The sequence below is a fragment of the Anaerobacillus sp. 1_MG-2023 genome (genome assembly GCF_030547345.1).
Classification (GTDB): domain Bacteria; phylum Bacillota; class Bacilli; order Bacillales; family Guptibacillaceae; genus Guptibacillus; species Guptibacillus hwajinpoensis_B.
In genome coordinates, this window is record NZ_JAUORD010000001.1 from 184,041 (window position 1) to 207,689 (window position 23,649).

The 23,649-nt window shown below is 41.5% G+C and carries 27 protein-coding genes; 5 read left to right on the plus strand and 22 right to left on the minus strand.

Annotated features, from left to right (window positions below):
- Nucleotides 1–12: 12 nt before the first annotated feature.
- Genes Q4550_RS00995 through Q4550_RS01040 form a run of 10 tightly spaced genes read right to left on the minus strand, consistent with a single transcriptional unit; the run spans nucleotide 13 to nucleotide 7,968 of the window.
- Nucleotides 13–669, minus strand: a complete 657-nt coding sequence (locus tag Q4550_RS00995; protein WP_303529568.1) for a response regulator — start codon at nucleotides 667–669, stop codon at nucleotides 13–15.
- Nucleotides 670–686: 17 nt separating this feature from the next.
- On the minus strand, nucleotides 687–1,337 hold the full coding sequence (locus tag Q4550_RS01000) for a sensor histidine kinase (RefSeq protein ID WP_194220820.1): 651 nt from the start codon (nucleotides 1,335–1,337) through the stop codon (nucleotides 687–689).
- Between the two features lie 12 nt (nucleotides 1,338–1,349).
- On the minus strand, nucleotides 1,350–2,861 hold the full coding sequence (locus Q4550_RS01005) for a nitrate/nitrite transporter (RefSeq protein ID WP_194220819.1): 1,512 nt from the start codon (nucleotides 2,859–2,861) through the stop codon (nucleotides 1,350–1,352).
- Nucleotides 2,854–3,141: a hypothetical protein gene (locus tag Q4550_RS01010; protein WP_242057351.1), complete on the minus strand. Its 288-nt coding sequence runs from the start codon at nucleotides 3,139–3,141 to the stop codon at nucleotides 2,854–2,856. The genes Q4550_RS01005 and Q4550_RS01010 overlap by 8 nt, the downstream gene beginning before the upstream one ends.
- Nucleotides 3,128–3,445 carry a hypothetical protein gene (locus Q4550_RS01015; RefSeq protein WP_306558307.1) on the minus strand — a complete coding sequence of 106 codons (318 nt, stop codon included), beginning with the start codon at nucleotides 3,443–3,445 and terminating at the stop codon, nucleotides 3,128–3,130. The genes Q4550_RS01010 and Q4550_RS01015 overlap by 14 nt, the downstream gene beginning before the upstream one ends.
- A complete protein-coding gene (locus Q4550_RS01020; protein ID WP_194220817.1) occupies nucleotides 3,429–3,638 on the minus strand; it encodes a hypothetical protein in 210 nt (69 codons plus the stop codon). Before Q4550_RS01020 ends, Q4550_RS01015 begins: the two co-directional genes overlap by 17 nt.
- Nucleotides 3,628–4,152 (minus strand): QcrA and Rieske domain-containing protein, encoded by a 525-nt coding sequence (locus Q4550_RS01025; protein ID WP_194220816.1) that lies wholly within the window; start codon nucleotides 4,150–4,152, stop codon nucleotides 3,628–3,630. Before Q4550_RS01025 ends, Q4550_RS01020 begins: the two co-directional genes overlap by 11 nt.
- 14 nt (nucleotides 4,153–4,166) lie before the next feature.
- Nucleotides 4,167–4,727, minus strand: coding sequence for a 4Fe-4S dicluster domain-containing protein (locus tag Q4550_RS01030; protein ID WP_194220815.1), 561 nt, complete (start codon nucleotides 4,725–4,727; stop codon nucleotides 4,167–4,169).
- On the minus strand, nucleotides 4,728–6,896 hold the full coding sequence (locus tag Q4550_RS01035) for a molybdopterin oxidoreductase family protein (protein WP_303529577.1): 2,169 nt from the start codon (nucleotides 6,894–6,896) through the stop codon (nucleotides 4,728–4,730).
- Nucleotides 6,883–7,968 (minus strand): hypothetical protein, encoded by a 1,086-nt coding sequence (locus tag Q4550_RS01040; protein WP_303529581.1) that lies wholly within the window; start codon nucleotides 7,966–7,968, stop codon nucleotides 6,883–6,885. Before Q4550_RS01040 ends, Q4550_RS01035 begins: the two co-directional genes overlap by 14 nt.
- Nucleotides 7,969–8,330: 362 nt before the next feature.
- On the opposite strand from Q4550_RS01040, the gene Q4550_RS01045 reads away from it, so the two are divergent.
- Nucleotides 8,331–8,657, plus strand: coding sequence for a heterocycloanthracin/sonorensin family bacteriocin (locus tag Q4550_RS01045; RefSeq protein WP_194220812.1), 327 nt, complete (start codon nucleotides 8,331–8,333; stop codon nucleotides 8,655–8,657).
- 269 nt (nucleotides 8,658–8,926) lie between these two features.
- On the opposite strand, the gene Q4550_RS01050 is transcribed toward Q4550_RS01045, so the two are convergent.
- The 4 genes from Q4550_RS01050 to Q4550_RS01065 form a co-directional block, all read right to left on the minus strand.
- Complete coding sequence (locus tag Q4550_RS01050) at nucleotides 8,927–9,298, minus strand: DUF948 domain-containing protein (RefSeq protein WP_303529584.1); 372 nt, start codon at nucleotides 9,296–9,298, stop codon at nucleotides 8,927–8,929.
- A 386-nt stretch (nucleotides 9,299–9,684) separates the two neighbouring features.
- On the minus strand, nucleotides 9,685–10,308 hold the full coding sequence (locus Q4550_RS01055) for an HAD family hydrolase (protein WP_194220810.1): 624 nt from the start codon (nucleotides 10,306–10,308) through the stop codon (nucleotides 9,685–9,687).
- A gap of 54 nt (nucleotides 10,309–10,362) precedes the next feature.
- On the minus strand, nucleotides 10,363–10,710 hold the full coding sequence (locus Q4550_RS01060; protein WP_194220809.1) for a hypothetical protein: 348 nt from the start codon (nucleotides 10,708–10,710) through the stop codon (nucleotides 10,363–10,365).
- A gap of 88 nt (nucleotides 10,711–10,798) precedes the next feature.
- Nucleotides 10,799–11,053 carry a hypothetical protein gene (locus Q4550_RS01065; protein WP_194220808.1) on the minus strand — a complete coding sequence of 85 codons (255 nt, stop codon included), beginning with the start codon at nucleotides 11,051–11,053 and terminating at the stop codon, nucleotides 10,799–10,801.
- A gap of 259 nt (nucleotides 11,054–11,312) precedes the next feature.
- On the opposite strand from Q4550_RS01065, the gene Q4550_RS01070 reads away from it, so the two are divergent.
- Nucleotides 11,313–12,344: a hypothetical protein gene (locus tag Q4550_RS01070; protein WP_194220807.1), complete on the plus strand. Its 1,032-nt coding sequence runs from the start codon at nucleotides 11,313–11,315 to the stop codon at nucleotides 12,342–12,344.
- A 3-nt stretch (nucleotides 12,345–12,347) separates the two neighbouring features.
- On the opposite strand, the gene Q4550_RS01075 is transcribed toward Q4550_RS01070, so the two are convergent.
- The 8 genes from Q4550_RS01075 to Q4550_RS01110 all read right to left on the minus strand — a co-directional run bounded on the left by Q4550_RS01075 (nucleotide 12,348) and on the right by Q4550_RS01110 (nucleotide 17,737).
- Nucleotides 12,348–12,902 carry a DUF488 domain-containing protein gene (locus Q4550_RS01075; protein ID WP_194220806.1) on the minus strand — a complete coding sequence of 185 codons (555 nt, stop codon included), beginning with the start codon at nucleotides 12,900–12,902 and terminating at the stop codon, nucleotides 12,348–12,350.
- Nucleotides 12,903–13,055: 153 nt separating this feature from the next.
- Nucleotides 13,056–13,214, minus strand: coding sequence for a hypothetical protein (locus tag Q4550_RS01080; protein ID WP_194220805.1), 159 nt, complete (start codon nucleotides 13,212–13,214; stop codon nucleotides 13,056–13,058).
- Between the two features lie 69 nt (nucleotides 13,215–13,283).
- The gene (gene hmpA, locus Q4550_RS01085) at nucleotides 13,284–14,504 is read right to left on the minus strand and encodes an NO-inducible flavohemoprotein (protein WP_194220804.1); all 1,221 of its coding nucleotides are present in this window, start codon (nucleotides 14,502–14,504) and stop codon (nucleotides 13,284–13,286) included.
- 410 nt (nucleotides 14,505–14,914) lie between these two features.
- Nucleotides 14,915–15,352, minus strand: coding sequence for a hypothetical protein (locus tag Q4550_RS01090; protein ID WP_194220803.1), 438 nt, complete (start codon nucleotides 15,350–15,352; stop codon nucleotides 14,915–14,917).
- A gap of 402 nt (nucleotides 15,353–15,754) precedes the next feature.
- The gene (locus Q4550_RS01095; protein ID WP_194220802.1) at nucleotides 15,755–16,183 is read right to left on the minus strand and encodes a DUF4181 domain-containing protein; all 429 of its coding nucleotides are present in this window, start codon (nucleotides 16,181–16,183) and stop codon (nucleotides 15,755–15,757) included.
- A 171-nt stretch (nucleotides 16,184–16,354) separates the two neighbouring features.
- The gene (locus tag Q4550_RS01100; RefSeq protein WP_194220801.1) at nucleotides 16,355–16,699 is read right to left on the minus strand and encodes a hypothetical protein; all 345 of its coding nucleotides are present in this window, start codon (nucleotides 16,697–16,699) and stop codon (nucleotides 16,355–16,357) included.
- 493 nt (nucleotides 16,700–17,192) lie between these two features.
- Nucleotides 17,193–17,402, minus strand: coding sequence for a hypothetical protein (locus Q4550_RS01105; RefSeq protein ID WP_194220800.1), 210 nt, complete (start codon nucleotides 17,400–17,402; stop codon nucleotides 17,193–17,195).
- Nucleotides 17,403–17,509: 107 nt separating this feature from the next.
- A complete protein-coding gene (locus tag Q4550_RS01110; protein ID WP_194220799.1) occupies nucleotides 17,510–17,737 on the minus strand; it encodes a hypothetical protein in 228 nt (75 codons plus the stop codon).
- Nucleotides 17,738–18,145: 408 nt separating this feature from the next.
- Here Q4550_RS01110 and Q4550_RS01115 point away from each other — a divergent pair, with 408 nt between their 5' ends.
- The 3 genes from Q4550_RS01115 to Q4550_RS01125 are packed head-to-tail and all read left to right on the plus strand — an operon-like array spanning nucleotide 18,146 to nucleotide 23,595.
- A complete protein-coding gene (locus tag Q4550_RS01115) occupies nucleotides 18,146–20,077 on the plus strand; it encodes a putative thiazole-containing bacteriocin maturation protein (RefSeq protein WP_303529597.1) in 1,932 nt (643 codons plus the stop codon).
- Nucleotides 20,067–22,013, plus strand: a complete 1,947-nt coding sequence (locus tag Q4550_RS01120) for a TOMM precursor leader peptide-binding protein (RefSeq protein ID WP_303529600.1) — start codon at nucleotides 20,067–20,069, stop codon at nucleotides 22,011–22,013. The genes Q4550_RS01115 and Q4550_RS01120 overlap by 11 nt, the downstream gene beginning before the upstream one ends.
- A 19-nt stretch (nucleotides 22,014–22,032) precedes the next feature.
- Nucleotides 22,033–23,595, plus strand: coding sequence for a SagB/ThcOx family dehydrogenase (locus Q4550_RS01125; protein ID WP_303529603.1), 1,563 nt, complete (start codon nucleotides 22,033–22,035; stop codon nucleotides 23,593–23,595).
- Nucleotides 23,596–23,649 lie beyond the last annotated feature (54 nt).

The following is a 23,649-nucleotide window of genomic DNA, read 5'->3' on the forward strand; positions in this document are numbered from 1 at the left end:
CAGCTTTCCTCCTTATTGAATGCCATACCCAAGCAACCCTTTCTTTAAGGCAAAGGATACGAGCTCTGGCCTTGTTTTAATCTTGAGTTTCCCCATGACATTGCCTTTATGCGTTTCAACCGTCTTCACACTAATGACGAGTTTTTCGGCGATCTCTTTATTAGAATATCCCTTCGCCACAAGCGTCAGCACTTCTTTCTCCCGATCGGATAACAGTTGATAAGTATCCATTTCATCCTGCTTTAAATTACCTATGTATTCCTCCATCAACCTCTTTGTTGCTGAAGGATGAAGGTATGCATTACCACTGCAGACTGATCGGATTGCTTGTACAAGTTCATCATGTGGCGCACTCTTCAAAACGCAACCAGATGCTCCAGCCTGGATCGCTCGAAATAAATACTCTTCATCATCGTGCATCGTAAGAATGAGGATAGCCGTATGGGGTAATTGCTTTTTCAGCTCAGATGTCGCTGATAACCCGTCCTTTCCGTGAGGCATACTTAAATCCATCAAAACCACATCAGGGTTCGTTTCCATTGCTTTCTCAATTCCTTCATTGCCTTCAGACGCTTCCCCTACAACTTCCATATCCTTAAGCGAGTTTAATAGCATTTTTAAACCCATTCTCACAACTGCATGATCATCTACTAAAAGAACTTTTATCACTAGAATTCCCCCTCTCTCTAAATAGGTAGACTGATCGAAACCGTCGTTCCGATTGCAGGCTCAGATGTGACCTGACACGCACCACCTACAAGAACCATCCTTTCCTTCATCGCAGCCATTCCGGTAAAATAGTTTCGCTTCATAACATCCGTAACATCGAAACCCTTTCCATAATCTTCTATTTGTATTTTCACTGATTTATCTTCCCATGTAAACCGAACCTTAGCATTTGTTGCATCCGCATACTTGGCGATATTGATTAGGGCTTCCTGACAAACACGGAAGACCGCCATGCTTTTCCGCTCAGAAATCACTTTCTCCTCACCAGTTGATTCAAAGTTAACTCGAATACCAAACGTTGATGTATAAAGCTTCGAATAACTTTTAAGAGCTGAGATGAGTCCTAACGTTGTGAGTGTATTCGGATAGAGCTCGACAGATAGTAATCTCACTTCTTGAATCGTACGCTCCATTAGCGTGGCCATTTCTTTCGCATAGCTTTTCATATGTGGATCTTCTATGCCTGTCTGAAGAAACCCCAAACCTGTATAGAGACTATACAGGTTCTGGCTGATCCCTTCATGAAGCTCGAGTGCAATGCGTTTAATTTCTTCTTCTTGTGATTGAATAATATAAGTACTCGCCTCGTTTCCATCTTTTAGCGCCATCTCGAACCCCCATTACTCATTCGTCAATTTCAGCTTATCTTCGGTAATATCGCTGAACACACCGGCATACTGAATGACCTCTCCCGAATCATCTTTAATCGCGTTAATCGTTAGCCATTCTAGGAAGTGATTCCCGTCTTTTCGTTTATTCCATATTTGTCCTTGCCAGGATCCTTTCTGTTTCAGAGTTTCCCACATCTGATGATAGAAAGCAGCGGATTGTTTTCCCGACTTCAACATATTCGGATTTTCTCCAATTGATTCTTTTGCACTGAATCCTGTTAGTTCCGTGAAAGCAGGATTGACCGCAATGATCTTCCCCTGTTTATCCGTAACCATCATCCCGAGCGGCGTCGTAACCATCACTTGATGAGACAAGATAAGTTTATCCTGATAATACATCCAGATGACAAGAACAAGACTGACGAGCGCTAACTGAGATAACGCCATAAATCCAATTGCATAATGTCCTGTTAACTGATAAAGCGATGCAAGAATAAGAGGCGGGAAGAAACCGCCAAGTCCACCCATTGCTGCAATGATACCATTGGCAATACCTGCTTGCTTCTGAAAATACATTGGCACAAGTTTGAACACAACACCATTTCCGATTCCGGCTGCCATCGCAATTGTAATGCATCCAACCGTGTACAACTGAATGGAAGGAGCGAATGATAGAATAAGTGCCGCAACTGTGAACAGACCAAATACGTACATGAGCAGAATGAGGGAATGGAACTTGTCAGCAAGAAAGCCCCCAACAGGACGTAGGAAAGTTGCCACTACAATAAAACCTGCCGTTCTTACCCCAGCGTCTACTTTTTCAAGTCCGAAATTAGCCACTAAGAAGTTGGGTAAATACACTGTAAAAGCTACAAAAGATCCAAACGTAATAAAATAGAATAAACAGAATAACCATAGCTTCTCATTCTTATAAATCCCTTTGATTTGTTTCACTAAAGGTACCTGAACCCTTGGTTCGTGTTTATCTCCTAAGAAAAAGTTAGCGATGATAAAGATGCCTAATAACACCATATATAACTTCACAGTAAATGACCAGCCGTAATTCGCCGCAACAACCGGAGCAGCGAACGCTGTAATAGCTGTACCAATGTTCCCCGCTCCGTATATCCCATTAACAAATCCGTGGCGTTCTTTTGCATAATATTTAGGGAGAGAGGTGACACCAACAGAAAAAATGGCTCCACCAATTCCGAGGAATAAGCCTCCAACTAGAAGATCAGCGAAGGAATCAGCTGCACTTAAAAAGTAAACGGGGAAAAGCAATAAAATGAAGCTAATCATAAATAATAGTCTTGCACCAAATTGATTCGCAAGGTAACCGATCGGTATACGCAATAATGATCCCAAAATGACAGGTACTGCTGTAACCCATGCAATTTGTTCTGGTGCGATAGCGATATCTTCAGTTATAAACGGGAGTAAAGATGAGATCAATACCCAGACCATGAAACCTGTGACAAGATTCATCGTCTGTAATGGAAGTTGCCATTTCTTATACATGTTCATTCTCCTCGTTTCTCATGACATAATATAGTCCAACCTGTTTATCATAAGCCCTCCATTCGCTTTCCGTTAGACGAACATCGCTCGTAAGTGGAACAGCAAAGAAGTAATGATCATCGAAGAAGATGCGAAGATGAGTGCGATCAGGACACCATTCTAGCTTTCTCACACGTTTATTCACCCAAGGGGCCATCTCTTCTCCTCGTTCCCCGTGAATACAAACGCGAACGGGTTGACCGATATATGATTCTAAACTTTGCATACTAACGTGTGCCACAGGAGCTGCACCCCCTATTGGCAGGATAGACAAAAAATTGATAGCCTTGTAAGGTTTCCCAGAATTTCGTATCCGCGCATCTTTCTAAATGCTGAATGACCTCATCTTCAGACATCCACTCGCTCATCCCTTTTACTTCAGCCACCACAATCTCTACTTCATTTTCGACTTTCTTATCTAGATACCAGTTAAGATACTGTTCCTTAAAAACTTGTTTCAGCATCTGATCCACTTCATCAGCTAGAGAACCGGTGACTTGCTGGATAAAACAGAAATCTAAGTAAGTTTCATTGTTCATGCCCATGAGTGCCTCCTTTATGCTTTTCTTTTCGATAAATGAGGAGCGCAATTGGAAATAATAGAATGTTCAACCCGCCGTATACTAGCGTAGTAGCGTAATGTTCATAGTAAAACTGGTGAACCATTAACTGCGTGAAAACAATGTTCAAGAGTAGGATAGTACAGAGTAATAGAACGCCAACATAACTACGCTTCATATCGCTTCACCTTGACGGCATATACTCCGCCGTTACTCACTTCTACTTGAATGCCAGGTAGAGGCCGTCTCGGTGGCCCTGCGGTTGGAGCCCCCGTTCCTGCATCGAACTTACCGTGATGACAAGGGCAAACCATTTCTTTTTCTTCCTTCACCCAATAGACCGGGCATCTCAAGTGAGTACAAGCATTCTGATAAGCAACATAGCGTTTATCGCTCAAGCGAATTAAGATCGCACTGTCATGCTCACTTGGAAAATTGAAATCCACCGAATCACCAATCGCGATGTCTTTAACGTTCACGATTTTCTGATGAGGGTACTCTTTTTCCCCTAGCCCTAATAACTCCTTAGCCGCAACCGCTCCCCACGGAAGCGAGGAGATGGCGAACACCCCAGCAGCACCTGCAAGTGTCTTCATAAACCCTCTTCGATCGAGCATCCGTTCATTGTTCCGATTAATATTATGTGTGTAATTATCTTCATCGAATGGCACACGATTGTTTCGATCTGACATACTACATCCTCTCCCTAAAAGAGTTTCTCTGTTCCTTGTAAAATACCAGGCAGGTTCACTTTCACATTCGTTGCACCTTCTAAATAAGGCATGCTTGTCACCCATTTACCGTTATCGAGATTGTGCTGCTCCTGTTTTTTCTCAATCTCACCTTCCGTTAACCACTGAAGTGTGTTGGAAGGACAGACGCTCGCACACATTGGAGGAATGCCATCTTTCGTTCGATCGATACAAAGATCACACTTATACATAAGATTTTGTTCTTCATCAAACTTCGGAATTCCATACGGACAGGCAATTGTACAATTCTGACATCCGATGCATTTCTCAACTAATGCCGAAAGAACAGCACCTGATTCATGAATTTGTATCGCTTGAGCCGGACAGCTTCTAGCACAAGCTGGATTTTCACAGTGTAAGCACATGAGAGGCATTGTTTGCCTATTCACATGCGGATTGACATCATACACATAGTTCCGATTTCGCTGCTCATGCCCACCGCATTGCGTGCAAGCAGCTAGGCAAGAGCGGCAACCAATACAGTTTTCTAATTCGATGTACAGTCGCTTCTTCATTTACAACACCTTCTTACTAGGTAATTTCTGCATTTGAGCAGCACATGCTTTGAATTCAGGCATTCTTGATATTGGATCAAGGGCTGCGATTGTCAGCAGGTTAATCGATTCATCATGACCAAAGTGATAAGGAACGAATACCGTGTCTGTTCGAATAGCTTCTGTCACTTTCACCTTATAAACGGCTTTTCCTCGTCTTGTATATAGAACAATCTTTTCATCATGTTCTAGATCGTACTCATGGGCCGTTTCTGGATGCACTTCTACATATGGCTCTGGACACATGTCATTAAGGAACTGAATGCGGCGCGTTTGATTTCCAGATAAGTAATGATAGACGACACGGCCCGTTGTTAAGCGAAGCGGATACTTTTCACAAGGCTCTTCTGCAGGCGGGCGATAAGGCAGCGCACAAATCTTCGCTTTTCCATCTGGATGATAGAATTTCTGGTCAAGGAACATGTGCGGGGTTCCTTTGTCCTGTTCATCCTTACATGGCCAGAACACCCCATCCTGTTGATCGATCTTATCCCAGGTCGCACCGTAGTAATCAGCGTTTCCACCCTTTGTAGCTAATCTGAACTCATCCGCCACATCTCGAGCCGTTTTCAAATGAGAGAAATACTTGCCTTTCCCAAGATGTTCAGCAAGTTCCACTTGCATTAACCAATCTGGCTTTGATTCACCAATTGGTTCCTGCGCCTGGTTAATTTTAATAATGCGCCCTTCAATGTTCGTAACCGTCCCTTCATCTTCTGACCAAGTCACGGACGGAAGAATCACATCAGCGAACTCGGCCGACTCTGACAAGTAGAAGTCACCGCAAACCATAAAATCAAGATTCTTCATCGCTTTTCGAACAAAATTTAAATTCGGTGCCGAAACAGCCGGATTCGAACAAAGAAGATATAGTCCTCGAATCGTTTTTTGCTCCATTAATTCAAACATTTCATAAGCTGATACTCCCGGCTTTGGCATTTCTTCAGGATTAATTCCCCACACTTTCGAAACGGCTTTAACATGTTCAGGATTCGTAATTTTACGATAGCCAGGTAATAGATCCGATTTCTGACCGTGCTCTCGTCCGCCCTGACCGTTTCCTTGTCCTGTGAACGTCGCAACACCGGCCTTTGGTCGACCAATTTTACCAGTTACAAGGGCCATGTTTGTGTAGGCAGAAACGTTATCGACCCCTTTATGCTGTTGCTCGATACCACGCGCAAACATAACAATGGCATTTGGTGCCTTTCCATAAATTTCTGCTGCTTTCATGATTTTTTCTGGCGAGACACCTGTCAAAATGCTTGTATATTCAGGCGTGAACTCTTTCACAACTTCCTTTGTTTCCTCAAATCCGTTCGTATGATCGTTCACAAACGCTTCATCTGCATAGCCGTTTTCAATAAGAAGGTGCAAGATGCCATTCGCCAGTGCAAGGTCGGTTCCTGGTTTTAGATCAAGGTGCACATCCGCTCTTCTAGCGAGAGGTGTTTCTCTAGGATCAACGACGATAATGTAACCCCCACGCTCCTGCACATTCCATACGCGGAACATCGAAGTGGGGTGACATTCAGCTGTATTACTTCCAGCAATGAATAAGCAATCTGTTTCATGAATATCTGTCCACGGTAATGTCGAGCCACGATCTACTCCGAATGAGCGTAAGAAACCACCAGCGGCACTCGACATACAGAACCGACCATTGTAATCAATGTAGCGGGTTCCAAGCGCAACCCTTGCAAACTTTCCAGTTAAATAGCACTTTTCATTTGTCATGGAGACACCACTGAAAACGGATAAACTGTCTTTGCCATATTCTGATTGCAGCTCACCGAATTTCTTAGCAATAAGCTGATACGCTTCCTCCCAGCTCGCTTCTCTGAATCCTTCCTTCGTTCCTTTTAATGAGGCATCATCGCGGATGAGCGGTCGAAGGATTCGGTCCGGATGATTCGTTTGTTGATAAGCGGTTACTCCTTTCGGACACATCTTCCCAACCGTAACCGGCCAATCATAACGAGGTTCGACACCGATAATTTTGTTACTACTCGTGTTCACCCTTAAGTTCATGCCACACTGCATACCGCAATAGCTACAGTGGGTTTTAACTAATTTTTCATTCGGGTGCGTGACATTTTCGATATCTCGAAAAAATTTATCCCTTTGCATTCTGATTAGCCTCCTTCGTTTTCACTTCATGCGTTGCAAATCCTGAAAATCGTGCGATGCGATATTTTCTTCGACATGGAAGGCATAATTCAGCAAGATTAAAGCCCTCCTCCATATCGAACGTAATGTCATTCGTATTCAGCACATCCATAACATCTTTTGATTGTTCAGTAGAAACAAAACTTTCCCCACATACCTTGCATGCTTTCTTCGACTGCTCAGCATAATGTTCACGATAATTGCGCGCAAACACACTAAGCGGACGAAATGGAATATGGGCGAGCTTCCCAAACGGTAAGTAAATGAGCGTAATGATAACAGAATACTGATGGATGAGTGACATAACGTAATGCCCCTGCCCATGTAAAAAGACGTTCATAAATGTTAAAAGAAGACCTGTTACACTAATAAACAGCAAGAGATAGAGTGGTAGAAAGTCATACATAAAATTCTGTTCCGCTCTAGCCTGCATATTTTTTAAGCGACGATAAAGCGCCATACATACACCGGCGATCACCATAATCGCTGTGAAGTTCAACGCATTGTAAAAGAAGAAAGCAAGAATCCCATCGGCATTAACTGTCATTATGTTGATGCCCATGCCTACAACAGTGTAATAACCGCCTTCCTCCATCGTGAAGTACATCCATCCAAACACGAGTGGAAATGTGACAAAGCAGGACAATATGACGCCCCAGCCAAGCAGAAGATGTTGTGTCCATCGGTAAATTCCCCTATTCCAGATAAACTGATATGTACCAAGATGTTCAACAGATGTTTTTGGCGTTGATTTGCGCCCGAGCAGCTTAATTCCCTTTTTAATAATGATTTTGGTTGGAGGCCTTTCCCCCCAAGCAATGAAACGATAGAAGAAACCACCAATGAATACGAACGTCCCCACCATGTAGCCATAAAGGTTTAAATCGACGTGTGTGAACATTCTCGTTGCAATAAACGATAGGATAACTAAGCCACTTATTGTAAAAAACATAGATTTCGCAAAATTTGAAGCAAATGCATGATGGAATGACCGTATGGATTTGGATGATTTTCGAAGTACAGATTCTGCCATATAAATTCCCCCTCGCAGGTTACTTGTTACTTTTATTATAGAAAGGTGAGCAAATTTAGGTAATCAGGGAACTTCCCTATCATCTGAGGGGAACTCCCCTATCTTTTATAAATGGCTCAGAATGGCCGATCCGGTTCAATGGATTCCATCTTATGAAGAAAAGGAGTGCGATCGATAGAATAGCACTCGTCCCAGACGCCATCCTAATGACCGCTCGTACCGATTTCTTCCACTCCTTACCTAGTAACATTACCCAACCACTTCACATAATTTGTTGAAGAAGGTGTTTCATGAAGTAATTACTCATGACAAAGCAGTTCCATTTAGCTCATTAGAAAAGAATAATGATGGAGGTGACATAAATGAATCAATTTCAAAATGATCTTCAACACTTAGATGTTGGAGAATACCATGCCCAAAATTTAGTGCCATGTGAGCAAGCCAACTATCATACACATGTTGATCCAAATGATTCTCGCTTAATCGGGTTTGTTTGCTATGGCTGCTTCCGATGCGCAGGTTGTGTAGGCTGCGCTGGATGCGCGGGTTGTGCTGGATGTGCGGGGTGTGCCGGATGCGGCGGCGGCTGCGCGCGTTGTGCTCGATGCGCTGGATGCGGCGGTTGTGCCGCAAGATGTGGAGGTGGCGGTCGTTGCGGTGGAGGCGGTGGTCGTTGTGGCGGACGCTGATCGGATCAATTCCTAACATAAAATGAAATTTGGATTGATTTTATTCACGCTTTTGATAAACGAATTACTTCATAAGCTAAAACCCCACAGAAAAGAGCTTAGAAGCACAATGCTTCCAAGCTCTTTTTCATTTCATTAAAGCTGCATGACCGTTGTACAGAACTAATGATATAGTGAACAACCTAAAAGTCTCTATACAATATAGATAAATCCTAGCCTCGGAAGTTCATAAATTTAAAAAGAGGCCGGTTTACCCAGCCTCTTTCTCCTTATTTCAATTTAATGTGCACTGGCTTACTTTCCTGTGTATGGATGGTTTTCTTACGGTTCTTCTGCAGTGCCGTTCTTTTTATTGAGCTTGTTACATCGTGTATCATATCGCCCACATCATGAGCGGACTCGATTAAGGGGTCAACGGCTTCCATTTTCCCTTTTACATCAACCGAAATTTCATTGGCTTTATGAATCAGTTCCTCTGCTTCATCTGAAATGCCGTTTACAGAATTCCGAACGCCCGACAGCGTCTCCTTCGTTTCTGCCAATGTTGTCATAACTTTTCGTAATGTCAAAACCAAATAGACGACAAGAACAACAAACGCGATGGCTACAAGGGTAACACTCCACTCAATTATTGAGACCACCTCCCTTCTTTTCTCTAAGTCTATGAAGGTGGGGATTAGGACATTCCTTTATAGGAAACAGATGAAATATATAAATGTAAGATTGTTCAAAATGACCTGATTCTAGAGGGTACCAGTCGCCATAGCTGGAGAGTTCTAAAGGATTAGCAATCTCTTAAATGCAGTGCCTACCGTTCAAACTGTAGAACACGATATTTCCTAATAAAAATGAGCGATCTAGACTAAAATGTAAGCAACTTTCCTCAAGAAGACGCATTTTTGAAAGTACGTTTTTCTAATTGAACTATTAACTTTACGTATTTTCTCCATCGCTATACTTGTTGTCCCGGAGAGAATCTTTAAACTTAACTCCCGAGAATAACAAGGCTATTTCTCATAAGGCCCCTTTAAGATCCATATAATTCCACCAACTCTTCAAACCTATCTATAACCTCATCATATTCACTTACCTCTCCAAACCCATACTTTGCATAAACAAAAGGTATCCCAGCATATCTTGATGCCTTTAAATCACCTTCTGTATCGCCTATATATATAGGATTAGTTAGGTTGTTCCTTTCGATAATCAAGTTAATATTTTCCCCTTTAGATAGCCCGGTTCTCCCTGGATTCTCAAAGTCCGAAAAATACTCGCCTAAGTTATGAAACTCATAAAACGATTCGATGTATCCATCCTGGCAGTTGCTAACGATATAGAGTTTGTATTTCTTTGAAAGTACACTAAGAACATCCTCTACCTTATGGAAAAGTCGGCCCCCTTGTTTCTTTAAGTAATGCTCCTCGGTATTTAAACACTCTTGCATCACCTGGTCACGTACTTCCTCTGCCAAATGTGGAAACAATTTTTCACTAATGTCGTGCACTTGTAGCCCCATAGTTCCTTCAAAATCAGTTCGAGTTAGTTCTCTGTTAATTTGACTATGCTTCTTGATGCAACCATTCCACGCATCAAGTACAGTATCAATCGGATCCCAAATCGTTCCATCTAAATCAAAAATAATACTATCCATATTTAGATCCACCTCTCGAAAAATAAAAATTTCTATATCACTGGAATGAACTCCTTACATATTCGATATGCCGTTAATGAAGATGCTAAATAATAAGCTGATTGCTGTAAAACCAGCCACGGGAATTGAAAAAACTTTGTTGTTTTTAAACTCATAGATCGCTATTATCAAACCTGCGACGCAAAGCACTACCCATACAGGCATAAATAGGGCATCTGCTATATTCACAGGTAATAATGCGTAACCATTCCATAAGAAAAAACCCCAGTGTAAAACCAACAAACCTACGATAACATAAGAGATTTTTCGAGGTGGTTTTCCTTTTTCATTTTTTCTAGCAGCTCTAATTGGAGTAACGATAAACGTCAAAATGGCAATCGTTCCTAAAACCATTGAAAACACTAGTGAAAACCCGATAATGATCAATTCCTTTTTGATGATTTATTTAACTAGTCTGCCATCCCCCTATTCCCACCCTTATTACTTACAGTTACGGCATTGCACTTGTCACTAAATAAATGCCTACAGTAATTAAACTCAAAAAGGCCATAAAGAAACTAGATAATAACAATAGCTGCTTCATTAATAGATGTTCTTTCATTCGTTTCTGAACGATAAACCCTGCCACCACAGCAACAAGCCAAATAACGACCCCAAGCACTGAAAATAGATATCCAGAATTTATCACCCACAGTATTAAGATAGCTAGATGAATGAGCAATAAGCTCCATGCGAATGTCTTCAAATTCCCCTCTCCTTGCGTTTAAAAAAGGCTAGTCTAAATTTTTCATTTAGTTACCGCTTCTTTAATACCAATTATTTCAAACCATAACCATTTACTCAATCTCTATTTTCATATAAAGAAACCCTTATTCAAATTGTTATTATCTTTAATAGCTTCTGAAGCCAACTCGATCCGAATTAAAACCTAAGAGAAAAGTCTTTTTAAATAAACCAATAAGCTATATCATGGAACTCGTGATTAATAAGAAACGAGTGATTTTATGAAAGCAAACATAAAGAGAAGAGAAATTCATCCGGCATCGGGCGCGATACTAATGGCACTTGGGATTTTCCTCTATGCAGACGTCGAGGCTTTCCCTCTCATTGCACGGAATTTTGGTGGGATGTTACTCATTGGCGTTTGGCTAATTAGTGTGAGCTTATTATCTTCATTAGTGCTACAGTTTTCTCGTAGAGAATGGAGGGAAACAGTCCTCCACCATCCCGTTCGTTTTTTTATGATGGGAACGTGGGTTGCGGGGATATTTGTTCTTTGTCAGGTAACGTTAAAGTATTTTCCTGAATCATTTTACGTCATTCAAATACTTGTCATTCTAAATACATTTCTAAGCTTCCTGTTCTTAGGCGGTAGCCTTATTCATTTTTATTCTCTCTTGAAAGAACAATCCACCGCTTCTATACATGGAATTATTTTGCTATCAACTGTGACAACTCAAGCTCTGGTCGTTACATGGGCGAAGATGTTTGCCTTACCTCTTGAGGTTCTAATGTTCGGTGTGGTTTTAGGTGGACTGTTCTATCTTTGTGGAATTTGGTGTCTAAGCTTACGTTATTTGCGAGGAAGAAACTGGTCGTTGAAGAACGATTGGAAGAATACAAACTGCATTCTTCATGGAGCATTATCGATCACTGGATTGGCACTGGTGTCCACTCAGGCTTTGTCGGCAACGGTCTCTTTCTTTTTGTGGATAGCGATTCTTCTTATCTTGCTTAGCGTTGAAACGATCGAAATCATAAGAGCAGTCAAGAGAGTCCAGGCATACGGTTGGAGAAAGGGGTTATTTACGTATGATGTGAGTCAGTGGTCGAGGAACTTTACGTTTGGAATGTTTTACGCTTTTTCAATTGCATTGCCCGAGCGACAAAATTCGATCGCTTTAATCGATCAGTTTCAACACCACTTTATATTCTTATGGAGTTGGGTTGTTATCCTTCTTCTTTGTCTAGAGGTCATCTTATGGATAGGCTCCCTTTCACTGAGAGAAAAGGAGCCTACTACCTTACAGGAGTAACCTTTATTCATATAAATTTGGATACACAACGGTGCCATCCTTTTCAATTATTGGCATGGCCCCCCACTTTCCAAGCTCATGCTTAACGAGCTTTATTGTTTTTTTAGAATCGTCGATGATGTGGAGAACTTCCCAATTGTTTGCCTGTAACCAATTACTGATGAGCAAACGGTGGCATCTGGCGGGATGACGTTCAGAACACATGTAGGCCACGTTCATTTTCTTCGCCTGCGTCTTTAGTTTCTTTACTCCTTCAATAAATTCGTTCGTCAACGTAAAATCAGCATAATTGTGAAATGAAGGGTTTTCCCAGCCTTCATTCAACTCAGCCCCAACAGAGCTAGACTGACGTCGTCTCCCACCGAGAAGAGGAAAGTGTGCGTATTCTATCTTTGCTTCCCGAAGCCATTCCTTCATATTTTCGCTCTTATATTGCGGGTGCTTCCGGCTTCCGGGGAAAGCTCGGATGTCCGCCACGTAGGTAATGTCAGCTTCTCGCAACATGTCCAGAAAATATTCCTTGGAATGATTGGAATGTCCAATCGTATAGATTTTCATGAACTGTCCTCCTTTCTCCACCTTCATGTTAAAAACTCTTTCTCTTCACCATTATTCAAATAGATAAATAGTGCCTGTCACCCATAGGGAGTCAGGCACTATTTATCTATTTATATCGAGAATAACTATCGTATCTACGTTCGGAGTAATAGCTTATTTTTCTTTTTGCACCATCTTTTTTAATTCTTCTTGTGCTTTTTGTACCGATGCTACATCTCTTTCTAACGTTTCCAATTTTGTAGTAATCGGTTTTAAAGCTTCTTCAAGCACCGTTTGCAAACGGAGGACTTTTTCATTTTCTTTCGTTTCCATAAATACCTCTCCCTTCAACGTATCTATGTGCCCCATTAGATCGGCTTATCTATCCCCTTTAATAGGGAGCTATTCTTCCTCAATTGTACTAACAGGACTGAACAACTCATAGTGACGTCTCTCTGCTGGTACTCCCCATTCTTTAAGCGATTCATTTATAGATTTCAAGAAGGGAAGGGGACCACAAAAGTAAAAGTCTTTTTGATGATCAGATAAGACTGATTGAAGCCAATCTAAATCAATCAACCCTTCTTTATCAAAGCGAAGCTCAGCGCGATCCTGTTCAGTAGGATCGGAATAACACACATAATAAGAAACGTTTGAATTTTCGTTCGCTAACTTCTCTACGTGCTCCCCTATTGCATGTACATTGCTATTTTGAGCAGCATGAATGAACGTGATTTCACGACTCGAACCGTTCTCAACAAGGCTATTCAGCATGCTCAACATCGGTGTAATTCCTACTCCTCCACTAATCAACACAATAGGTTGGTCGTCAGTTGTGTAGGTGAAATCCCCTGCTGGTGCTGCAATAGATAGTGTGTCACCTTCTGAAATATCATGATGAAGATAGTTTGATACTATTCCGGCTGGTGCATCGTCTACGGCATCCTCACGTTTAACGCTAATTCGGTAATAATCTTTATTAGGAGCATCTGACAAACTATAATGCCTCATATGAGAATATTGTTCACCCTCTATATTGGCTTCTAACGTGAGATACTGGCCAGGTTTATAAGACGCAATAGGACCACCGTCCTCTGGTTTTAAATAAAATGAAGTAATAACATCGCTTTCTTTCACCTTACGATCGACATAGAAAGAACGATTTCCGATCCATCCACCCTGTTTCTGATCTGTTTGTTCGTAGAGCTTAGCTTCTGTTTTAATGAAAATATCTGCAATAGCTGTGTAAGCTTCTCCCCAGGCATCGATAATCTCGTCTGTTGCCGTATCGCCCAGAACATCTTTAACTGCTTCAAGTAACGTTTCCCCTACAATTGGGTATTGTTCAGGCTGAACACCTAGAGCCCGGTGTTTTTCAGTCACTCTCTCTACCATTGACTCGATTTCTTCTAGATTATCAATATTGGCTCCAGCTAAATAAACGCCGTACGCAAGTGCTCCTTGTTGAGTACCTAATTTTTGATTCGTTTGGTTAAACATATTATATAGATCTGGAACGCGCGAGAATAACAATTCATAGAATCTTTCCCCGATCTCCTGGCTATGCTCCTGCAATACCGGAGCAGTTGATTTGACGACCTTAATTGTATTTTCGTTTAACATGTCATAACCCCTTTCTGATCTAATGTTGGCAATGTTTCTAGTCCTTATACACCTCTCTTGCTTTTTCAATCAATCGATCACTTAATGAATCGTGATAGTAGATTCCGGATAAAGGAACAGGTGTATGAACCGGTTTTTAAAGAAGTATTTTCAATACATCTTTATAGTAATAGACATCTATATTAAAATCAATGCGCATAGAAAGGTTTTAAGTAAATGGACACATTTCAGAAGAGGGAAAACTTATATTTCTATTGGGGTCTGTAGATAGCTCATCAAGCATCCTGTTCGCTAGTTTATAGACCAAAGAATGTTTCGAACTCTCCCTCTTCTCAACCTTTACCTTCATAAACAAAGCACTTCTCCATCTCGGAGAAATGCTTTGTTAGAGAGGAATGTCTCTAAGTTCTTTATTGTTCAAACTCAATATGAGTACTAAGATCAACATTTCCTTCGTTGTTCAAAAAGGTGGTTAAATCGGTTACCGCTCCTTCCTCCAATCGGTAAGTGAAACGATCTTCCAACAAAAGACTTTGAATGAATCCTTCTCCGGTTTCAGTCATCCATAAATGAAATGTTTGGTAAGTGTTTTCATCCGTAATAAGATCGTAAGTCAAGACTGGAGGTGTTTTAATCACTTTTTGATCATCAAGTTCCACTGCACGATTAGTCGCGTTCACGAACAACTTACTAATATTCTTATCTGAAAACGATGCTTCTTCTGGTTGTTTTTCATCACCAATCCAATAGCTTATTTTTACGCTTTCTACCTTTTCTAATTCGTTCGTTGAACAAGCATTTAGCGATAGTGAGAGTATGATTATCAACACTAATAGTGTTTTTCTCATGATTTGTCCCCCTGGTTTGGATCGAATCGGATCTGCCCTTTCCTATAAGGTAGCAACTGATCCTTCATAGACGGCATACAACACTCGAAAACCTTCATTAACTTAGTAAACTCCCAGATAGGCAAACACTACTTTGAAAAATTACTAAATGAATAGGTAGAACAAAAGTGAATAAGTTTCACGTCATCCCTTGCCGCTTACGGTTTCTAGATAAAACCCATACTCCTGATAAGAAGGCAGCTAATGACATAACGAATAGGACAAGGTCCGGTATCAAGCCAAAATAAGGTAAGTTAAATCAGCGATGGGTATGGTTGCGACCATAACCAAATCCAGTCTTTTCGTATTCAACTAGATCTTTCTGATCGCAATTTGCTTCTGCTATAAAACTAATAGAATGCGTTACATTAATCCAAAAAAATTGCTAGAAAACATTGACACCATTAATATGATAAAAAAGAGTAATTGACTAATCGTTAATAGATAATCCTTTCGATTTGTTGCGTATTTCCATTCCATCAATGCTGTAGATGATTCAGTAGTAACGACCATGAGACACATTAAGAACCACGGTTCCAAATACCATACCCATTCGGTAGACGGTCTAGTGACATTATAAACATAACCAATCATCAGCAAGCCGATCACGATGACTCTAATACTCCGATCCACTTTCTTATGCGTTTCATTGAGATGGTGGTTGGAAAAGAATTTCTTCTTTTCAACCTTTAGCAACCTTCTCATAATTGCATGAAAAGAAAAGATTAATAGCCCTAAGATTGTAATTAAGATCAATAACTTCAGCCAAAATCCCTGATCAATCCCATACAATAAAAACCCGTCCTTTCTGCCAAAAACCTTACTACCAATTATTTCAAACTAATACACATTTCTCAATCTTTTATTTAACATTAGAAAAAGCCTATTCATATACGAATAAGCTCCGAGATGACTGAAGACTCGATCTCAATTTTTAATTAACGCATTTAATAGGTTAAATATCTAATTCACCTCTTCCACTTCAAACTTTAATCGATCTAAATCCCAGACATCTTCTTCATAATTTTTGATCACTTTCACCTCTACTCTTTGCCCCTCATCATATTTTTCAGGATTGGAAACTCGTATAGTAGGTGAATCTGGTTTGTCTTCAAATTGATATGACTCTGTCGAGGATTCTGCATCGCTAACTGTTGTCCAAGCTTGGATATCAATTTCCATATCCCCACTTTCTTTGTTGATTTCTGTTATTTCCCCATTAATAAACGTCCCTTCTTCAACCTGAAAACAACCTATCAAAGTAAGAGTTAGAGCAGTCATAATGAAGAACATCTTGCATTTCAACACCTGGTCATTCCCCCCCCCCCTAAAGATACATCAATAACAGTTGCTGAACCTCCACATCACTTCAATGTTGTATAAGAGATATCTTTCCTCGTAAACAAGATAGTTTACCTCTTCTTACTTACAACCTACATTCTTCTATATGCTAGAATGCCAATAACGATCGATGTATAATGTTTAAACGAAAAATTTCCCTAGGTGAAAATTTCGCTAATAAGAGGTCTTTTTACTTTTATGAACCACCATCTCTATTAAGCCCAATAGTAATAACCCTAGAATAAATAAAACAACCCTGTCCCAGATTAATAGAAAAGCTAAAACAAATACTAAGAGTAAACTTCTTACCCACTGCCTGTGCAAAATTCTCATATAGAACCCCTATTTCCTATCAATATTTCCATCATTCTTTACGTGGATGATTAATATGTTTGTACTCCACTTGTACTTAAATAGTTATAGATACGCCCCGATTCAGTTTAGATGTGTACTGACGGCTTTAGGTCCCCTTTGGAAATAAGTAAGAAACCAATAGAAAAATAATTCCTACCGCAAATCCTGTCCAAGTTATCGCATTCATTGTGCTGTATTCTAAATCCTGTGCTATTCCCGATAGTATTAACGTTATTCTAATAACGAGAGTGAGCATAACAATCCCAAATGCAGTCCACTGAATGTTATTCCGTTTACTGCTCTGTTCGCTTTTCATAAGAAGCCTCCTTTTCATAGTCTTGACCATCTCTTTAACCCTGTCTTTTCATATCGAAAGCTTCACGGACTCTTTCACCTCATATTCGTATAATCTTACCCGTGGTTCTATTTCTGATCTCCCGTCCTAGTAATTTTCTTTCGCTTATAAACCACGTAAATCACATTAGCGGCGACCATTATTAAAGAACCGGTTAAATACCCAAATATAGGAGGTAGATAGGGCACATCAGGCAGAAAGACGAGTTGACTTCCAAAGCTCCCTCCGATGAAAACCGCCAAAGCCAGCACACTCCATCTCCATTCGGAATGGATGAGTTTCTTCTTTTTCTTCATTATTAAAGACTCCCTTCATTCTTCGGTTTCATTTTCGGTTATCGCATTATTGAAGGAGTTGTTTTGAATGCCATTGCCTATAGGAGACAGAATCCCCTCAAATAGTCCATGCGTATGGCCTCTCATTCTTCATAAGATAGGCATGAACATTCGTTTCAAATTGTCTATTATCTCTTAGCAAATTGTTGAAAATTGCTGTCCTTTTCAGAAACAACTTTTTCACTTTCCATCTCAACTTTAACATAAATATCCAACCCCTTATCCTACTTAAACTATCCTTACTTTGTATCAGTAAACTCATTTGAAATTCGTTAGCCGTGGTGTCGCGATTTTGTCCACACATATGAGACAAAGCAACGAACATAGACTCCTAGTATGAAGTCAGATCAGTGAATCAGGAGGTGTCTGATGATGAATGTTCATCCTTCTATGCGTTTAAAGCTAAAGAAGGGCACTTTCTTCATGCCGGAGCCGAGCGGGAGCGTTTATTTTAGGAACAATTCAGGTTCATTTCGTATGGAAGGGACCACGATTCATCAATGGATAGAAAAGCTGATTCCGATGTATAACGGGGAATATTCGCTAGCTAGCTTAACAGATGGATTACCAGAGCCCTATCGCAATCGGGTTTACGAGATTACCGATTCTCTCTTTACGAATGGATTTCTTCGTGACGTTAGTAAAGACCGCTCCCATCAGTTGAAACCACATGTGGTGGAGAAATTCGCTGCACAGATTGAATACATCGAAAGTTTCTGTGATTCAGGAGCTTACCGGTTTCAACAATACCGAGAGCAAAACGTTTTAGCTATCGGAGAAGGATCCATGTTAATTGGATTAGTGTCATCTTTACTTACATCCGGCTTGCCCCGGTTCCATACGTTACTAACAAACACGAACACCAGTCAACAAAGAATAAGGGAATTAGAGGCGGCTGCGAGACAAACAGACCCTGAAGTTTCTATTGAACTCACGTTAAAAATGGATAGTGACCCGATCTCCTGGGATACGCTCGTCGAGCCATTCGATGCGATTTTATATGTATCACAAGAAGGAAACGTCAAAGAACTACGAACCATCCTTCATGCCTGCCAAGAAAAAAGAAAACTGTTTATCCCAGCACTCTGTCCTGGAAAAATGGGTGTGGCCGGCCCACTTGTAAGCCCCGATGCTGGCTGCTGGGAGTCTGCATGGCGAAGCATGAACCGGAACGAACAAACGAGCTCACTCTCTTCCCCAGCAGGTGCAATGCTAGCGAATGTGATCGTATTTGAATTATTTAAAAAGAGCACGGGCATCCCTGTGCTGTCGCACAACCAAATGTATCTCCTTAACCTCGAGACACTTGAAGGCAAATGGCATCCGTATCAACCTCATCCGCTCGTATCAGCAAAGCTCGACGTTATAAGGGTAGAAAACGTATTAGAAAAGATAAGGACAAATGATGGAAAAAAAGCTCAAAACGAACTTCTCTACTATTTCAGTCAGTTAACCTCAAGCGAGTTAGGTATTTTCCATAAGTGGGAAGAAGGCGAGCTGAATCAATTACCTTTAGCTCAATGTGAAATTCAAACGGTTAACATACAACCAGATGACCTTTCTTCACGACATCCGAGTATCCTAATCGCCGCTTTAACACACGAAGAAGCGAGGCGAGAAGCTGGTTTGACCGGAATTGAGCAGTACGTACTTCCTTTAAAGGGGAAGATCATCTCATCACTCCCCTTTCAATTAGAGCGTTGTCCGTATACGCAAACCGAGCTTCATATTGGAGCTGGAGAAACGTTCATTGAAGGGGTTAGCCGGGCTCTGCAAAAAACACTTGAAGAGGAGTGGAATGAGAAAGCGGATCAGTGCACTACAAACATATCCAAACTTTCCTTCGATCAAGTTGAAGACAATCTCTGTAACTACTATTTGAAAGTTTTATCGACCATGAAGAAAGTGCCGGAGCTAGGCTTAGGAAAAGATGTGTACGGACTTCCTGTCGTATGGAGGAAAGCGGAAGATAACCGCTGGTACGGAACTGTCGGATTTACTCTCACGCTGGCTTTGCGCGTTTCGCTTCTTCAGGCAGTTAAAGAGGCACAAAACAAATCAACTTCATTAGCCCCCTCCTTTTCAACGATCCAGTTTGAAGAAAAAGCAGTCCAATCCATTGATATTCCTGCCTATGACACGAACGACCAGGCTAACATTCTTCGTTCCGTGGTGGACCTTTTCGAACAACAAAACAAGGAGCTTTCCATTGTAAAAATAAATCTCGAAACCTTTGAAAAAGATGGATATCTAGATGTCTACGGTGTGTTGTTAGGAAGGGGGAGAAGACGTGAGCGCTAATATTACACTAGTAGGAAATGGCATGTTACAACAACGCGTAGCAAAAGAACTGGCTCCCTTCCATCACCTCACTCTCCTTCCAGACTTAGAGAAGGCGATACTTAAGAATACGACATTGTTGCTCGTCATCCATGACTATTGGAATCCATCGATACATAAACTTGCGGAGGAAGTGGCGCGGGAGCACGGTATCGATTGGCTACGGGGCTTCTTATCATTTGGTGAAGGTGTCGTTGGTCCGCTCGTTCGCCCCGGTCGTGAAGGCTGTTCACAATGTGCGGATACAAGAAAGATGATGGCAGCGAACGACCGGGAAGATCTATGGAAAATTCAACAGGTTTTAAGCAAGGCCGATGGCAATATTCGTGATGAATGGCTCTCTCAAACGGGACTTCTTCAAATGGCTCAACTAATCAAAAATGAAGTGCACAATGTGGTACATCTTAAGTCTCCTCAATTAGAAAGGGCGGTTCATTTCACCAATTTAGGTTCCCTTGAGAGCTCTCGCCATCGTATCTTACCAGACGCCTATTGTTCCGTTTGCAGTCATTTGCCCGAAGACTCGGAAACGGATGCGGTGATTACGCTTAAACCAAGTTTGAAAATTAGTGAAGATCGCTATCGATGTCGTTCGATGGACGACTTAAGCAACGTACTTTCAAGAGATTATCTCGATCCACGAACAGGTCTATTAAATCGTCTTATGATCGATTTTGAAACACCGTATGCTGATGCGATCGTTAACCTTCCTCTGTTTAATGGAAATGAAGGCTCTGCAGGAAGAACAAATTCGTACGCGATGAGTGAAATGACAGCGATATTGGAAGGGTTGGAGCGGTCTTGTGGCATTGATGCAAAAGGGAAAAGAACCGTTGTTCACGATTCCTATCGCAATCTGGATCGAGCCTTGAACCCTCTTAAGCTCGGCGTTCATGATGATGAACAGTATGCAGAGCAAGGCTATCCATTCGCTCCATTTCATCCTGATCGAAAAATGAACTGGGTGTGGGGCTACTCTCTTATTGAAAAAAAGCCGATTCTCGTGCCAGAGCGGCTCGCTTATTACAGCATGGGCTGCGGCGACGGGTTTGTGTTTGAAACGTCTAATGGCTGTGCGATCGGAGGAAGTCTTGAAGAAGCGATTTTCTACGGCATGATGGAAGTGCTTGAACGCGACTCTTTTCTATTAACATGGTATGCAAAGCTCTCTCTTCCTCGGATTGATCCAGTCTCATCAAATGATGAAGAACTACATTTGATGATCGACCGCATGCGAGAAGTATTAGGATATGATCTTTATTTATACAATGCAACGATGGAACACGACATCCCCTGCATCTTAACGATCACGAAGAACCGCACTTCTCATACCGATCGCTTAAACCTGATGTGTGCGGCTGGCGCGCATCTCGATCCTGTGAGAGCTGTAAAAAGTGCAATCTTTGAAAGTGTTGGACTGATCCCACCATTAAATAAAGATTTCAAAAACAAGAAAGATGAATTTCTAGCCATGTATCATGACTCCTCTCTTGTTAAGAAAATGGAAGATCACGGCATGGTGTACGGACTTCCTGAAGCAGAAGAACGCCTTCACTTTTTACTAAATCAGAATCGACCTATGCAAACATTCCAAGAAGCTTTTCAACCGTCAAAACGTCATGCCGACCTCACGGATGATCTAAATACGATGTTACAAACCTTTCGCCGTTTAAACTTGGATGTGATCGTTGTCGATCAAACTACACCTGAAATTCATCGGAACGGACTTCACTGCGCAAAGGTCATCATTCCAGGGATGCTGCCGATGACATTTGGCCATCACTTAAGGCGCGTTACCGGCTTAAGCCGAGTATTGAAAGTTCCAAAAGAACTCGGATATGTTGATCGCGAACTAACAGTTGAGGAGCTCAACCCTTATCCGCACCCGTTCCCTTAACGTGGCGAGGAGGTTAGTGATGGATCTTGATTTGTTCTTACATCAACTGCATTTCCAAAATGACCTTGTGACGCCACCGAACTGGGAAGTGAATTGGGACGATGCTCCCCTTCCATTTAAGATTTATCGTCATTTGCCGGAGTACGCTCTTGCTCATGATGTTCCATTCGTTATTCAAGAATCATCGTTTCACCCAACGCCCGATCTGAAAACAATCGGTTCTTTTCTCTGGTATGTTTATGGGCTGTCTCAGATTAGTCAGACAGCTTTTCCATCTGATAAGGGTGGCGAATCAACGGAAACGATGCAATCATTCCGCCGCTTCCCCCCATCAGGAGGCGGCTTATATCCAAGTGAACTGTATCTATATCTTAAACTAGATGAACTACCGAACGGGATTTACCATTATGATGTTGCTCATCATCGTCTTCTTTTGTTACGTAAAGGTTATTTTGATTCTTACTTAAACAGCGCACTAGGAAGTAACTCTAACCTTTCGAGCTGTTTTGGGGCCGTCATCATCACGACGATGTTTTGGAAGAACTTTTTTAAATACAACAACTTTTCCTATCGTCTTCAAGGATTGGATGCGGGGGCACTTATTGGTCAGCTATTGGAGGTTAGTAAATGTTTTCGCTTTTACCCGAAGGTTCAATTTCGATTTCTAGATTCAGCGATCAATCACTTACTGGGGCTTGAAGAACTGGAGGAAAGTACCTACGCGGTCATTCCGCTATCAAAGCATAATATTGTGCATGAAGAGGCGCCTGGAGAATGTTCAGCAGCAGAATTGGTGAAAGAAATTCCTAAAATCAAAACAACGCATTACCAACGTTCTCAAAACGTCTTACCGTTTCCTGAAATCGCACAGGTTCATCACGCCACGCTTCTTGAATCTACCAGGTTGATACGGGGGCTTAAAAAAAGCGAAGAGAACTTCGAAAACAAGTCAAAGATTGCTTTGCCTAAAGCAAGAGAGATAACCAAAGATTTAGCTCACGTTTGTCAGAATCGCTATTCACCAGAAATGGATTTTAACGGACAAAGAATCGATCAGATTCAGCTCGCTTCCCTTCTGAAGGAAAGCACTGATTCCTACACGTACGCTAACGATTTAGATAAGGGAGAAAATCAATTGTCACGCGTCTCTCTTTACGGGTGCTTTTATCAAGTAGATGGCATTCCAAATGGGGCTTATCGGTATGACCCTACTTCTCATTCCCTTTTACCCATTAAAGAGGGTGACTTTCGTTTAGACCTCCAAGCTGGAATGTCCCTTCATAACGTTAATCTGCATCAAGTTCCAATCTGCCTGCATTTAGTCGGAGATCGCACGTATCACAAAGCAGAACTTGGCTACAGAGGCTATCGCATTCAACATATGGAAGCTGGGATGCTTCTTCAGCAACTATTATTAACGGCCAGCGCACTTGGCATGAACGGTCATCCCCTGCTTGGTTTTGATATCAATGGTTGTGATGACATTTATGAACTGGAAGCTGCACAGAAAACGACGATTATTCAAATTCCTGTGGGGTTTCATCGTGCTAAAAGTTGGTTAGTTGGGGGGATGCATGGTTGAGATGGAGGGGTCAGGTACGTGTCTGACCCCTTCTTTCCTCTACTGTTGATGCAT